The sequence below is a fragment of the Skermanella aerolata KACC 11604 genome, from assembly GCF_000936425.1.
GTDB lineage: Bacteria > Pseudomonadota > Alphaproteobacteria > Azospirillales > Azospirillaceae > Skermanella > Skermanella aerolata.
Genome location: NZ_AVFK01000002.1, coordinates 1 through 12,884, shown reverse-complemented (window position 1 = coordinate 12,884; position 12,884 = coordinate 1). Strand labels below are relative to the sequence as shown.

Genomic DNA, 12,884 nt, shown 5'->3' with positions numbered 1-12,884 from the left:
TCAGGAAGGATCTCGGCAATTTCGGCCGCCATTCCCATGCTGGACCGACCGTGATGGCTCTACGGTCGGCTTTCCCGGAACGACGGGCAACCGGAGGCGCGGTAGTTTACGCCTCCTGGACGACCCTCTGGAAGGTTTACCCTTCGAAAAGGCTGCCCGGAAAGAATGCCGTCCTGATAAATCAGACGCGGCGCTTCTTCGGCGGGCGAACGCCGTTGTGCGGGATCGGAGTGACGTCGCGGATCGAGGTGATCGCGAAACCGACCGACTGCAAAGCGCGCAGAGCCGACTCACGCCCCGAACCGGGACCCTTGACCTCGACCTCGAGGGTCTTCATGCCGTGTTCCTGAGCCTTGCGGCCGGCGTCCTCGGCGGCGATCTGAGCAGCGTACGGCGTCGACTTACGCGAGCCCTTGAAGCCCTGCGAACCCGACGACGACCAGGCAATCGTGTTGCCCTGCGCGTCCGTGATCGTGATCATGGTATTGTTGAACGACGCATTGACGTGTGCGACGCCCGAAGTGATGTTCTTGCGCTCGCGACGACGAAGGCGTGCTGAAGCGGCAGAAGGCTTGGCCATGGGTCCTGTCCGTCCTATCTCTTACTTCTTCTTACCGGCGATCGGCTTGGCCGGACCCTTGCGGGTGCGCGCATTGGTGTGCGTGCGCTGGCCACGGACCGGAAGGCCCTTACGATGCCGAAGACCCCGGTAGCAGCCCAGGTCCATCAGACGCTTGATGTTCATCGCCACCTGACGGCGGAGGTCGCCCTCGACCCGGTAGTCACTGTCGATGACTTCACGGATGCGGAGGATCTCGTCGTCGGTCAGCTCGTTGACCCGGCGCTCGGCGGGGATCGAAACCTTGCCACAGATTTCCTTGGCCTTGGAAGGCCCGATACCATGGATGTAGGTAAGTCCAATCTCCACGCGCTTCTGCGCCGGGATATTGACGCCAGCAATACGCGCCACGCTCGTCTCCTTGCTTCTGATCTGTGGCCCGTAAGGGGCCGTCCATCTCGGTCACGGTCCTGTCCAGCCGTGCCGAATCAGGACGAGAATATGGTTTTGGTTCCCGGAAGAACCAAGGAGCGCGGAGTATACTCGGCGCGCCCCTTGAGTCAACCGAAGTCTGTCTTGGAACCGTCACCGACGGTTCCTTTACTTACGCTTACAGCAGCGCTTCGATCTGGTCGGTCACCACGTCGATATCGGCCATGCCGTCCACCGTCTCAAGCACGCCTCGCTCCTTGTAGTAGGGAAGGATCGGCGCTGTCTGCTTGTGATAGGCGGCAAGCCGGGTCGTTACCGTTTCGGCATTGTCGTCGGCCCGCCGGGTGAACTCGGTCGAACCGCAGACATCGCAGACTCCATCCGCCTTCGGCGTCTGGAACTTGTCGTGGTAGCCCTGGCCGCACTTGGCGCAGGTGTAGCGGCCGGTGATCCGCTCCACCAGCGCCGCATCGTCCACCTTCATCTCGATGACGTGGTCGAGCTTCAGGCCTTTCTCTTCCAGCATGCGGTCCAGAGCCTCGGCCTGGGGAACCGTACGCGGGAAACCGTCGAGAATGAAACCGGTGGCGCAGTCCGGCTTCGAAATGCGGTCAGCGATCATCTCGATCATCAGCTCGTCCGGCATCAGCTTGCCGGCAGCCATGATCTCCTTGGCCTGCTGGCCCAGCGGCACGCCGCTGGCTACGACCGCCCTCAGCATGTCTCCGGTCGACAACTGCACGAGGCCGTGCCGATCTTCGAGACGCTTTGCCTGGGTTCCCTTACCGGCCCCCGGCGGTCCCAGCAGAATTAAGTTCATCCTCTCCTCCCCCGCAGCTTAGCCTTCTTGATCAGGCCTTCGTATTGGTGCGCCAGCAGATGCGAATGTATCTGCGCGACGGTGTCCATCGTGACGGTGACCACGATCAGCAGGCTGGTGCCGCCAAAATAGAACGGGACGGCATACTGCGAAATCAGGATTTCGGGCAGGAGGCAGACCACGGACAAATATGCCGCACCCACGACGGTCAGGCGAGTCAGCACGTAGTCCAAATAATCGGCCGTGTTCTTGCCCGGGCGAATGCCGGGGATGAAGCCGCCATACTTCTTCAGATTGTCCGCAGTCTCCGCGGGATTGAAGACGATTGCGGTGTAGAAAAAGCAGAAGAACACAATCAACGCCACGTACAGAGCGATGTACAGCGGCTGGCCGTGCCCCAGGTAGGTCGTGACCATCGTCAGCCATTCCGGCCCCTGCCCGCCCGAAAAGCCAGCTAGAGTCAATGGCAGCAGCAGCAGGGAGCTGGCGAAGATCGGCGGGATGACGCCCGACGTGTTCAACTTGAGCGGCAGGTGGGAGCTTTCGCCGCCGAACATCCGGTTGCCGACCTGACGCTTCGGATACTGCACGATGATCCGACGCTGCGCCCGCTCCATGAACACGATGAAGAAGATTACGCCGACCGCCATCAGCAGCAGGAAGATGATGAAGAAGGTCGAAAGCGCGCCGGTACGGCCCAGCTCGAGAGTGCCGGCCAGAGCCCGCGGAAGCTCCGCCACGATGCCGGCGAAGATGATCAGCGAGATTCCGTTGCCGACTCCGCGAGCCGTGATCTGCTCGCCCAGCCACATCAGGAAGATGGTGCCGCCGACCAGCGTGATCACCGTGGTCGCCAGGAAATAGATGCCGGGGTTATGAACCGCCGGCCCCATCGAACCGGTCATTCCCTGAAGCCCGACCGCCATGCCATAGGCTTGGACCGTCGCCAGGACGACCGTCAGGTAACGGGTGTATTGGTTTAGCTTCTTGCGTCCGCTCTCCCCCTCCTTCTTCATCTGCTCGAGCGTCGGTGAAACCGCCGTCATGAGCTGGATGATGATCGATGCCGAGATGTACGGCATGATGTTGAGGGCGAAGATGGTCATCCGATGCAACGCGCCGCCCGAGAACATGTTGAACATGTCCAGGATGCCGCCGGAGCTTTGCCGGAAGATGTCCGCCAGGATGTTGGGATCGATGCCCGGCAGCGGGATATAGGTGCCAAGCCTATAGATGATCAGGGCCCCGAGGGTGAACCAGATCCGCTTCTTCAGCTCGGTAGCCTTCGCAAAGGCGCCAAAGTTGATATTGGCGGCGAGCTGTTCGGCCGCTGATGCCATATTCTAGTCCTCGACGCTCACGTGCGAAGTATTGTTCTTAATAAAGGACGGCCGGCGCCTGAGATCAAGCGCCGGCCAATTCCTCATCTTCCGATCACTCGGCAGCTTCGGACTTTTCAGCCTTCGGCGGCACGGTGACCGTAACGGTCCCGCCCAGAGCCTCGACCGCCGCGATCGCCGACGCCGAAGCGCCCGCGACGACGAAGCTGGCCTTGGTGGTCAGGGCGCCCTTGCCGAGCAGACGAACGCCGTCGCGGCTGTTCTGGGCGACGCCGGCCGCCACCAGGATTTCCCCGGTGATCGGCTGGGAAGCGTCCAGCTTGCCGGACTCGATCGCCTGCTGGACCTTGCCCAGGTTGGCGACCGCATAGTCCTTGGCGAAGATGTTCGTGAAGCCGCGCTTCGGAAGCCGGCGATGCAGGGGCATCTGACCGCCTTCGAAGCCCTTGATCGCGACACCGGTACGTGAGGTCTGACCCTTCACGCCGCGGCCGGAGGTCTTGCCCTTGCCCGAACCGATACCGCGACCCACGCGCATACGGTTCTTGCGGGCGCCGGCATTATCCCGGATTTCGTTGAGTTTCATGGCTTTTGTAATCCCCTCGCCCGTTCTCAGCCCTGGCTCTCGACGCGAACCAGATGCTGAACCTTGGCGATCATGCCGCGGACGGAAGGGGTGTCCTCCAGCTCCCGCGTGCGGTGCAGCTTGTTCAGCCCCAGACCCACGAGGGTCTGGCGCTGGTCCTTCTTGCGACCGATCGGGCTGCCGACCTGGGTCACGATCACGGTTGCCTTGGTGTCGTCAGCCATGCTCAGGCCTCCTTCACTTCGGTACCGGTCGCATCGCGGCGACCGAGGATGTCGCTGACGCGACGGCCACGGCGAGCCGCGACGGCGCGCGGGCTGACGACCTGAGCCAAGGCGTCGAACGTCGCCTTGATCATGTTGTGCGGGTTCGAGGTGCCGATCGACTTCGTCACCACGTCCTGCACGCCCAGCGCCTCGAAGATCGCGCGCATCGGACCGCCGGCGATGATGCCGGTACCGGTCGGAGCCGCCCGCAGAACCACCCGGCCGGCACCGAAGTGACCGTGCACGTCGTGGTGCAGCGTCCGGCCCTCGCGCAGGGGAACGCGGATCATGGTGCGCTTGGCCTGGTCGGTCGCCTTGCGGATCGCTTCCGGCACTTCACGGGCCTTGCCCGATCCGACGCCGACGCGGCCCTTGGCATCGCCCACGACCACGAGGGCCGCGAAGCCGAACCGACGGCCACCCTTGACCACCTTGGCGACACGGTTGATGCCGACCAGCTTTTCTACCAGATCGCTTTCTTCGCGGTCACCACCGCCACCCCGGTTCTGCCCCCGGTTATCGCCGCCGCGCTGATCGCGCTCGCCGCCTCTTTCATTGCGTGCCATATTCGGGTTCCCTTAGAACGACAGGCCGGCTTCACGCGCGGCGTCGGCAAGCGCCTTGACGCGCCCGTGGAAGAGATAGCCGCCGCGATCGAAGACGACCTCCGTCACGCCAGCCGCCGTCGCCCGCTCGGCGATCAGTTTGCCGACCAGCTTGGCTGCTTCGATGTCCGCACCGGTCTTCAGCGACTCGCGCAGATCCTTGTCGATGGTAGACGCGGCCGCGAGGGTCTTGCCCTCGCTGTCGTCGATCACCTGGACATAGATATGCTTGCTGGACCGGAAAACCGACAATCTGGGCCGGCCGCCCGCCTTCTTCCTGATCTGCGTACGCACCCGCATCTTGCGGCGTGCGTTCAGTTCCTTTGACGTTTTCATCGGCCGTGCCCCTACTTCTTCTTGCCTTCCTTGCGCAGCAGAGTCTCCGTCGAGTACTTGATGCCCTTGCCCTTGTAGGGCTCCGGCTTCCGGAACTGACGGATTTCCGCTGCGACTTGGCCGACCTTCTGGCGGTCGGCCCCGGAAACGGAGATCGCGGTCGGACGCTCGGTCTTGATCGCGATCCCGGCGGGGATCGGGTAGACGACGTCGTGCGAGTAGCCGAGCTGGAGAACCAGATCGCTGCCCTGCACGGCGGCGCGATAACCGACGCCGTTGATTTCGAGGTTGACCGTGAAGCCCTCGCTGACGCCCTTGACCATGTTGGCCACGAGTGTCCGCGAAGTCGCCCACATCACCTTGCCGCGCTTGCTGTCGGCATGGCGCGGCTTGACGACGACCTTGCCGTCATCGAGCGACGCCGCGATGTCATCGATAAGGGTCATGCTGAGCTGGCCCAGCTTGCCCTTGGCCGTCAGGGTCTGGCCGTTGACTGCGACGTCAACGCCAGCCGGGACCGGCACGGGGTGTTTACCAATTCGTGACATGGCTGCCTCTTAGAACACGCGGCAAAGCACTTCGCCGCCAACATTGGCAGCGCGGGCTTCGTTGTCGGACATCACACCGCGCGGCGTCGACAGGATCGAAATCCCGAGGCCGTTATACACGCGGGGCAGATCCTTGATCTTCGAGTAGACGCGACGGCCGGGCTTGGACACGCGGCTGATGGTCTTGATGACCGGCTCACCCTCGTGATACTTCAGCTCGATACGGAGCTGAGCAATGCCGGGACGCAGCTCTTCCTGGAAGTAGCCGCGGATGTAACCTTCACGCTTCAACACTTCCAGCACGCTCGACCGCAGCTTGGACGCCGGGCTGTCGACACTGGTCATGTGGGCACGCTGACCGTTACGGATACGGGTCAGCATATCGCCCAAAGGATCGCTCAAAGACATCTTTCCGATCCCCCTTACCAGCTCGACTTCGTCATGCCCGGGATCTGACCGTTGGAGGCCAGATCGCGAAGCGCGATACGCGAAAGCTTGAACTTACGATAGAAAGCGCGCGGACGACCGGACATCTCGCAACGATTGCGGACGCGGGTACGGCTCGAGTTGCGCGGCATCTCGGCCAGCTTGAGCCGGGCGGCGAACTGATCTTCCGGCGTCAACGACGGGTCCTTGGAAATCGCCTTCAGCTCAGCGCGCTTGTTGGCGTATTTCTTGACCAGGCGCTCGCGGCGCTTGTTCTTCTGGATGGCGCTTGTCTTGGCCATGGCTGTAACCTCCTGCCGCTCAGGCGACGAACGGCATGTCGAAGCCCTTAAGGAGCGCCTTGGCTTCCTTGTCGGTCTTCGCAGTCGTCACGATGATGATGTCCATGCCCCGGATCTCGTCGATCTTGTCGTAATCGATTTCCGGGAAGATGATCTGCTCTTTCAAGCCCATGGCGTAGTTGCCACGACCGTCGAAGCTGGTGCCCGAGACGCCGCGGAAGTCGCGAACGCGCGGCAGGGCGATCGTCACCAGACGGTCGAGGAACTCATACATGCGCTCGCGACGCAGGGTCACCTTGCAGCCGATCGACATGCCTTCACGCAGCTTGAACTGGGCGATCGACTTGCGGGCCTTGGTCACCACCGGCCGCTGGCCAGCGATAGCGGTCAGTTCGGCGACAGCCGAGTTGACCTTCTTGCCGTCGGAGGTTGCTTCACCAACACCCATGTTGATGACGATCTTCTCGATCCGCGGCACTTCCATGTCGTTGGCGTAGTTGAACTCAGCCTTCAACTTGGCGCGTACGACGTCGTCGTATTGCTTTTTCAGCCTGGTCGTCATGGTGGCGCTCACAGATCGATGACTTCGCCGGACCGCTTGGCGACGCGCACCTTGCGGCCATCCTCGAGGGTCTTGAATCCCACTCGGGTCGGCTTGTTATCTTTGGGGTCGATATGGGCAACGTTGGAGACGTGCAGGAAAGCCTCCACTTCCAGGATGCCGCCGGCGGACGTCTGGGTTTGGCGCTGGTGCTTCTTGACGATGTTCACACCGCGAACCTTGACCCGGTTCTCCTTGGGAAGAACCTCGATGACCTCACCGGTCTTGCCCTTGTCCTTGCCAGCGATAACGACGACCTTGTCGCTTTTCTTGATCTTAGCGGCGGACATCACAGCACCTCCGGCGCGAGCGAGATGATCTTCATGAACTTCTTGCCGCGCAGCTCACGGGTCACCGGCCCGAAGATACGGGTACCGATGGGCTCGCCCTGCTTGTTGATCAGCACGGCGGCATTGCGGTCGAAGCGGATGGAGCTGCCGTCGGTGCGCCGGATCTCCTTGGACGTGCGGACGATCACCGCACGATGCACATCGCCCTTCTTGACGCGTCCGCGCGGGATGGCTTCCTTGACGGAGACGACGATCACGTCGCCCACGCCAGCCACCTTGCGCTTGGACCCGCCAAGCACCTTGATGCACTGCACCCGGCGCGCGCCGCTATTGTCGGCGACCTCCAGGTTGGTTTGCATCTGGATCATATGTCAGACCTCTTCAATCAGCCGGCGGAAGAGCCGGACTCTGCCGCAGCTGCGGCATCGGTGAGAACAACCCAGCGCTTGCGCTTCGAGATCGGACGACTTTCCTCGATGAAGACGTTGTCGCCGGTCTTGAACTGGTTGTTCTCGTCATGGGCAGCGTAACGCTTCGACTGCCGGATGAACTTCTTGTACACGGGATGCATCACGCGACGCTCGACGAGGACGATAATTGTCTTATCGCCCTTATCGCTAACGACCGTGCCCTGCATGATACGCCGGGGCATGGGTAAACTCCTACGACGCGGACGAGCGCACGCGCTCGCCCAGGATGGTCTTGATGCGCGCGATGTCGCGGCGCACCTGGCCGACGCGCGCGGTGTTCTCAAGCTGGCCCGAGGCCCGGCGGAAGCGCAGGTTGAACTGCTCCTTCTTCAGGGCCAGGAGCTGGTCATTGAGCTCATCTGCGGTCTTGGAGCGCAGATCGGCGGGCTTCGTCATTGATCCAACTCCTCGCCCAGACGGGTGATGAACCGGGTCTTGATCGGCAGCTTGGCGGCCGCGAGCTCGAAAGCCCGCTTGGCCAAGTCACCGGGGACGCCGTCCAGTTCAAACATGATGCGGCCGGGATGCACCCTGGCCGCCCAAAACTCGGGCGACCCCTTGCCGGAGCCCATGCGGACTTCGGCAGGCTTGGTGGAAACCGGGACATCCGGGAAGATCCGGATCCAGACGCGGCCCTGACGCTTCATGTGGCGGGTGATCGCGCGGCGAGCCGCCTCGATCTGGCGCGCGGTGATGCGCGCCGGTTCAACCGCCTTCAGGCCGTAGGCGCCGAAGTTCAGAGTCGTCCCGCCCTTGGCGGTGCCGTGGATACGGCCCTTATGTGCCTTGCGGTACTTCGTACGCTTAGGACTTAGCATGGCATGTGCCCTCTACTAGTATCCTGCCGTTCAGCGATTGCCGTGATCGCCACGATCGCCGCGGTCACCACGATGGTGATCGCCACGTTCGCCACGCTCGGGCCGTCCGCTGGGACCGGCCTGTTGTTCACTTGCGCGTTTATCCTGCGCCATCGGGTCGTGCGCAAGGATTTCGCCCTTGAACACCCATACTTTTACGCCGCACGTGCCATACGTGGTCTTTGCGGTTGCAACACCGTAGTCCACGTCAGCGCGAAGCGTGTGCAGAGGCACACGGCCTTCCCGATACCACTCCATACGCGCGATTTCCGCACCGCCGAGACGGCCGGAGCAGTTGATCCGGATGCCCTGGGCTCCCAGGCGCATCGCGGACTGCACGGCACGCTTCATGGCGCGGCGGAAAGCAACGCGGCGCTCGAGCTGGTTGGAGATGTTTTCGGCAATCAACTTGGCATCGATTTCCGGCTTGCGGATCTCGACGATGTTCAGGTTGACGTCCGAACCGGTCATCTTGGCCAGCTCGACGCGGAGCTTCTCGATATCGGCGCCCTTCTTGCCGATAACAACCCCCGGACGGGCGGAATGAATGGTCACCCGCGCCTTTTTCGCCGGACGCTCGATAACCACCCGGGAAACGCCCGCCTGCTGGAGGCGGCCGTGCAGGAAGCTCCGGAGCTTCAGGTCGCTGTGGAGCAGATCGGCGTAGTCCCGATTTGCGTACCAGCGGCTGTCCCAGGTGCGGTTGATGCCGAGCCGAAGCCCGACCGGATTGATCTTCTGACCCATATTACTCGGCCTCCACCGCTTCGGCGCGCTCGCGCACGATCACGGTCAGATTGCTGAACGGCTTCTCGACCCGCGCACCGCGGCCGCGGGCGCGGGCGTGGAACCGCTTCATGACCAGAGCGCGACCGACCGTCGCCTCGGCGACGAACAGGCGGTCGACGTCGAGCTGGTGGTTGTTCTCCGCATTGGCGATCGCCGACTGCAGGACCTTCTTGACCTCCTCGGCGACACGCCGCTTGGAGAAGGTCAGGTCGGCCACTGCCGCCTGCGCGCCCTTGCCCCGGATCAGCTCGGCGACGAGGTTGAGCTTACGGGCCGAAGACCGGATCATCTTACCGAATGCCATCGCTTCGTTTTCGGCGATGCGAGGCGCATTGGCTGTCTTGCCCATGACTACTTCCTCTTCGACTTCTTATCGGCCGCGTGGCCGTAATAGGTCCGGGTCGGAGCGAACTCGCCGAACTTATGACCGATCATGTTTTCGGTCACGATCACGGGCAGGAACTTCTGACCATTGTGAACGCCGAAGGTCAAACCGACGAACTGGGGCAGGACGGTGGAGCGACGCGACCAGATCTTGATGATCTCGTTACGACCGCTTGCCCGCGCCTTATCGGCTTTCTTCAGCAGGTAACCGTCAATGAACGGTCCCTTCCAGACGCTGCGCGCCACGGCGTAACTCCTCTACTTCGCATGACGGCGGCGCAGGATCTGGCCATCCGTCTTCTTGTTGTTCCGCGTCTTCTTGCCCTTGGTCGGCTTGCCCCACGGGGTCACCGGATGGCGGCCACCGGAGGTCCGGCCTTCACCACCGCCGTGCGGGTGGTCGATCGGGTTCATGGCGACGCCACGGACCGACGGACGCTTGCCCAGCCAGCGATTGCGGCCGGCCTTGCCCAGATTGATGTTGGACTGGTCCGGGTTGGACACCGCGCCGATCGTGGCGAGGCATTCGCCCCGCACGACGCGCAGCTCGCCCGAAGCCAGCTTCAACTGGGCATAGCCCTGGTCGCGGCCGACGAGCTGAACGTAGGTACCGGCCGAACGGGCCAGCTGGCCGCCCTTGCCCGCCTTCAGTTCAACGTTGTGGACGATCGTGCCCACCGGGATGTTCTTCAGCGGCATCGCGTTGCCGGGCTTCACGTCGACGCGCTCGCCGGCGATCACGGTGTCGCCGACCTTCAAGCGCTGAGGCGCCAGAATATAGGCCTGCTCACCGTCCTCGTAACGGACCAGCGCGATGAACGCGGTACGGTTCGGATCGTACTCCAGCCGCTCGATGACGGCCGGGACGTCGAACTTGCGACGCTTGAAGTCCACCAGACGGTAGCGGCGCTTGTGGCCGCCACCGATCCGGCGCGCGGTGATGCGACCGGTGTTGTTACGACCGCCGCTCTTGGTCAGACCCTCGGTGAGGGACTTGACCGGCTTGCCCTTCCACAGCTCCGAACGATCCACCAGCACGAGCTGGCGGAGCGACGGCGTGATCGGGCGGAAGTTTTTCAATGCCATCGGTCAGTTCCAGACTTAAACGCCAGTGGTCACGTCGATCGTGTGGCCTTCCGCCAGCGTCACGACCGCTTTCTTGTAGTCGGAGCGACGGCCCAGGATACCCTTGAAGCGCTTGACCTTGCCCTTGGTGATCAGCGTGTTGACCGCCGTCACCTTGACCTTGAACAGCCCTTCCACCGCAGCCTTGATCTCAGGCTTGGTAGCGTCCATGGGCACCTCGAAGGTGACCTGGCGGTGTTCGGAACCCAACGTCGACTTCTCGGTGATGATCGGGGCGGTGATCAGATCGTACATCCGCTCCTTGCTCACCGAAGGTTTCGAGATCTTGCTCATTTCAGGCGAGCCTCCAGCTGCTCGACCGCGTTGCGCGTCAGAACCAGCGTGTCGCGGCGCAGGATGTCGTAAACATTGGCACCCTGTTCCGGCAGCACGTCGATCAGCGGCACATTCCTCGACGCACGCACGAAGTTCTCATCCAGATTGGCGCCGTCGATGATCAGCGCCGAAGTCAGGCCGAGCAGCTTGAAGCGCTGGACCATTTCCTTCGTCTTATGGCTGTCGACGGCAACCGCGTCCAGCACCACCAGCTTGCCTTCGGCCAGCTTGGTCGAGAGAGCGGTCTTCAGCGCCAGCTTGCGGACCTTCTTGTTCAGATCGTGCGCATGGCTGCGAACGATCGGACCGAAGATCGCGGCGCCGCCCCGGAACTGCGGAGACCGCAGCGAACCCTGACGGGCGCGGCCGGTGCCCTTCTGGCGGTGCGGCTTCTTGGTGGTGCCGCTGATTTCCGAGACGCCCTTGGTCTTGTGGTTACCGGAACGCCGCTTGGCGAGCTGGTAATTGACCATGCGGGCCAGCAGATCGGTACGCAACGGCACGCCGAACACGGCCTCGTCGAGTTCGATCTCACCGACTTCTTCGTTCTTCAGATTCTTGACGGTCGTCTTCATCTCATTCACTCCGTCGGCTCGGCGCCGGCTTCGGCGGCAGGGGCCTCGGGGGCAGCAGCAGCCGGAGCAGCGTCAGGCTTGGAGCGAAGAGCCGCCGGGAACGGCAGGCCTTCCGGAGCCTTGCGCTTGACAGCGTCGCGAACCAGCACCCAACCACCTTCGGAGCCGGGGACGGCACCCTTGACCAGGATCAGGCCGCGGTCTTCGTCGACCGAGACGATCTTCAGGTTCTGGGTGGTGACCCGCTCGGCACCGAGATGACCGGCCATCTTCTTGTTGGCGAAGGTCTTGCCGGGATCCTGACGGTTACCGGTCGAACCATGCGAGCGGTGCGAGACCGATACGCCGTGGGTCGCGCGCAGACCGCCGAAGTTCCACCGCTTCATGCCGCCGGCGAAGCCCTTGCCGATCGTCGTTCCGGTGACGTCCACGAGTTGACCCGGAACGAAATGGGCAGCCGAAAGCTCGGCGCCGACCTCGATCAGGGCATCGGCATCGACACGGAACTCCACCAGCTTGCGCTTGGGCTCGACCTTCGCCTTGGCGAAGTGGCCGCGCTGGGGCTTCGTGACGTTCTTGACCTTGGCGGTACCGGCGCCGAGCTGGACGGCGGTATACCCGTCGCTTTCCTCGGTACGCACGGCGACAACCTGTACGTTGTCAACCTTCAGCACAGTGACCGGAACATGTTCGCCCTCGTCGGTGAAGACGCGGGTCATGCCGAGTTTCTGCGCGATCAAACCGGATCGCATGGTTTATTTCTCCTCACTAGGGACATCCTCAGGGGGAGAGGTCCCTTACCCTTGTACTTAGAGCTTGATCTCGACGTCGACACCGGCGGCGAGGTCGAGCTTCATCAGCGCGTCCACGGTCTGCGGGGTCGGATCGACGATATCGATCAGGCGCTTGTGAGTACGGATCTCGAACTGCTCGCGCGACTTTTTGTCGATGTGCGGCGAACGGTTGACCGTAAACTTCTCGATCTGCGTCGGCAGGGGGATCGGACCCCGAACCCGTGCGCCGGTCCGCTTGGCGGTGTTGACGATCTCGCTGGTCGACTGGTCGAGCACGCGATGGTCGAACGCCCGCAGGCGGATCCGGATATTCTGACTGTCCATCGTCTTCAAAACCCGTTTCTCTGCCGCTGAAGGGGCCGCTCCATTAGGAGAGCGGCCCCTCTTCGCCGGCTAACTCGTTGCACCCCGGACCTTATGGTCCGGGGCGACCCCGAACCGAT

Annotated in this window: 25 protein-coding genes; all 25 read right to left on the bottom strand. The window is 62.8% G+C overall.

Annotated features, from left to right (window positions below):
- Positions 1–181: 181 nt before the first annotated feature.
- The 25 genes from rpsK to rpsJ all read right to left on the bottom strand — a co-directional run bounded on the left by rpsK (position 182) and on the right by rpsJ (position 12,765).
- A complete protein-coding gene (gene rpsK / locus N826_RS03065; RefSeq protein WP_044425939.1) occupies positions 182–580 on the bottom strand; it encodes a 30S ribosomal protein S11 in 399 nt (132 codons plus the stop codon).
- A gap of 21 nt (positions 581–601) precedes the next feature.
- Entirely contained in the window at positions 602–970 is a 369-nt protein-coding gene (gene rpsM, locus N826_RS03060) for a 30S ribosomal protein S13 (protein WP_044425938.1), read from the bottom strand.
- A 199-nt stretch (positions 971–1,169) separates the two neighbouring features.
- Positions 1,170–1,811: an adenylate kinase gene (locus N826_RS03055; protein WP_044425937.1), complete on the bottom strand. Its 642-nt coding sequence runs from the start codon at positions 1,809–1,811 to the stop codon at positions 1,170–1,172.
- Positions 1,808–3,151: a preprotein translocase subunit SecY gene (gene secY / locus N826_RS03050; protein WP_044425936.1), complete on the bottom strand. Its 1,344-nt coding sequence runs from the start codon at positions 3,149–3,151 to the stop codon at positions 1,808–1,810. The genes N826_RS03055 and secY overlap by 4 nt, the downstream gene beginning before the upstream one ends.
- Positions 3,152–3,245: 94 nt before the next feature.
- The gene (gene rplO, locus N826_RS03045; protein ID WP_044425935.1) at positions 3,246–3,737 is read right to left on the bottom strand and encodes a 50S ribosomal protein L15; all 492 of its coding nucleotides are present in this window, start codon (positions 3,735–3,737) and stop codon (positions 3,246–3,248) included.
- 26 nt (positions 3,738–3,763) lie between these two features.
- Positions 3,764–3,961 carry a 50S ribosomal protein L30 gene (gene rpmD / locus N826_RS03040; protein ID WP_044425934.1) on the bottom strand — a complete coding sequence of 66 codons (198 nt, stop codon included), beginning with the start codon at positions 3,959–3,961 and terminating at the stop codon, positions 3,764–3,766.
- Between the two features lie 2 nt (positions 3,962–3,963).
- On the bottom strand, positions 3,964–4,569 hold the full coding sequence (rpsE, locus tag N826_RS03035) for a 30S ribosomal protein S5 (protein WP_044425933.1): 606 nt from the start codon (positions 4,567–4,569) through the stop codon (positions 3,964–3,966).
- Positions 4,570–4,581: 12 nt separating this feature from the next.
- Entirely contained in the window at positions 4,582–4,944 is a 363-nt protein-coding gene (rplR, locus tag N826_RS03030; RefSeq protein ID WP_044425932.1) for a 50S ribosomal protein L18, read from the bottom strand.
- Between the two features lie 11 nt (positions 4,945–4,955).
- Positions 4,956–5,492: a 50S ribosomal protein L6 gene (gene rplF, locus N826_RS03025; RefSeq protein WP_044425931.1), complete on the bottom strand. Its 537-nt coding sequence runs from the start codon at positions 5,490–5,492 to the stop codon at positions 4,956–4,958.
- Between the two features lie 9 nt (positions 5,493–5,501).
- Positions 5,502–5,900 (bottom strand): 30S ribosomal protein S8, encoded by a 399-nt coding sequence (gene rpsH, locus N826_RS03020; protein WP_044425930.1) that lies wholly within the window; start codon positions 5,898–5,900, stop codon positions 5,502–5,504.
- A 14-nt stretch (positions 5,901–5,914) separates the two neighbouring features.
- Complete coding sequence (gene rpsN / locus N826_RS03015; protein ID WP_044425929.1) at positions 5,915–6,220, bottom strand: 30S ribosomal protein S14; 306 nt, start codon at positions 6,218–6,220, stop codon at positions 5,915–5,917.
- Between the two features lie 19 nt (positions 6,221–6,239).
- Positions 6,240–6,782, bottom strand: a complete 543-nt coding sequence (gene rplE, locus N826_RS03010) for a 50S ribosomal protein L5 (protein WP_044425928.1) — start codon at positions 6,780–6,782, stop codon at positions 6,240–6,242.
- An 8-nt stretch (positions 6,783–6,790) separates the two neighbouring features.
- Positions 6,791–7,111 carry a 50S ribosomal protein L24 gene (rplX, locus tag N826_RS03005; RefSeq protein WP_044425927.1) on the bottom strand — a complete coding sequence of 107 codons (321 nt, stop codon included), beginning with the start codon at positions 7,109–7,111 and terminating at the stop codon, positions 6,791–6,793.
- Positions 7,111–7,479 carry a 50S ribosomal protein L14 gene (rplN, locus tag N826_RS03000; RefSeq protein ID WP_037453585.1) on the bottom strand — a complete coding sequence of 123 codons (369 nt, stop codon included), beginning with the start codon at positions 7,477–7,479 and terminating at the stop codon, positions 7,111–7,113. Before rplN ends, rplX begins: the two co-directional genes overlap by 1 nt.
- A 17-nt stretch (positions 7,480–7,496) precedes the next feature.
- Positions 7,497–7,763, bottom strand: a complete 267-nt coding sequence (gene rpsQ, locus N826_RS02995) for a 30S ribosomal protein S17 (protein WP_044425926.1) — start codon at positions 7,761–7,763, stop codon at positions 7,497–7,499.
- A gap of 10 nt (positions 7,764–7,773) precedes the next feature.
- Positions 7,774–7,977 carry a 50S ribosomal protein L29 gene (rpmC, locus tag N826_RS02990; RefSeq protein WP_044425924.1) on the bottom strand — a complete coding sequence of 68 codons (204 nt, stop codon included), beginning with the start codon at positions 7,975–7,977 and terminating at the stop codon, positions 7,774–7,776.
- Positions 7,974–8,399, bottom strand: coding sequence for a 50S ribosomal protein L16 (rplP, locus tag N826_RS02985; RefSeq protein ID WP_044425923.1), 426 nt, complete (start codon positions 8,397–8,399; stop codon positions 7,974–7,976). Before rplP ends, rpmC begins: the two co-directional genes overlap by 4 nt.
- 30 nt (positions 8,400–8,429) lie before the next feature.
- Positions 8,430–9,185, bottom strand: a complete 756-nt coding sequence (gene rpsC / locus N826_RS02980; RefSeq protein WP_044425922.1) for a 30S ribosomal protein S3 — start codon at positions 9,183–9,185, stop codon at positions 8,430–8,432.
- 1 nt (position 9,186) lies between these two features.
- Complete coding sequence (gene rplV / locus N826_RS02975) at positions 9,187–9,576, bottom strand: 50S ribosomal protein L22 (protein WP_044425921.1); 390 nt, start codon at positions 9,574–9,576, stop codon at positions 9,187–9,189.
- 2 nt (positions 9,577–9,578) lie between these two features.
- Positions 9,579–9,857, bottom strand: coding sequence for a 30S ribosomal protein S19 (rpsS, locus tag N826_RS02970; protein WP_044425920.1), 279 nt, complete (start codon positions 9,855–9,857; stop codon positions 9,579–9,581).
- 12 nt (positions 9,858–9,869) lie between these two features.
- Positions 9,870–10,697, bottom strand: coding sequence for a 50S ribosomal protein L2 (rplB, locus tag N826_RS02965; protein WP_044425919.1), 828 nt, complete (start codon positions 10,695–10,697; stop codon positions 9,870–9,872).
- A 15-nt stretch (positions 10,698–10,712) separates the two neighbouring features.
- Entirely contained in the window at positions 10,713–11,021 is a 309-nt protein-coding gene (locus tag N826_RS02960; protein WP_147040171.1) for a 50S ribosomal protein L23, read from the bottom strand.
- 5 nt (positions 11,022–11,026) lie between these two features.
- Positions 11,027–11,647 carry a 50S ribosomal protein L4 gene (gene rplD / locus N826_RS02955; protein WP_044425917.1) on the bottom strand — a complete coding sequence of 207 codons (621 nt, stop codon included), beginning with the start codon at positions 11,645–11,647 and terminating at the stop codon, positions 11,027–11,029.
- Between the two features lie 5 nt (positions 11,648–11,652).
- Positions 11,653–12,399, bottom strand: a complete 747-nt coding sequence (rplC, locus tag N826_RS02950; RefSeq protein ID WP_044425916.1) for a 50S ribosomal protein L3 — start codon at positions 12,397–12,399, stop codon at positions 11,653–11,655.
- A 57-nt stretch (positions 12,400–12,456) separates the two neighbouring features.
- A complete protein-coding gene (rpsJ, locus tag N826_RS02945; protein ID WP_037453618.1) occupies positions 12,457–12,765 on the bottom strand; it encodes a 30S ribosomal protein S10 in 309 nt (102 codons plus the stop codon).
- Positions 12,766–12,884: the final 119 nt, after the last annotated feature.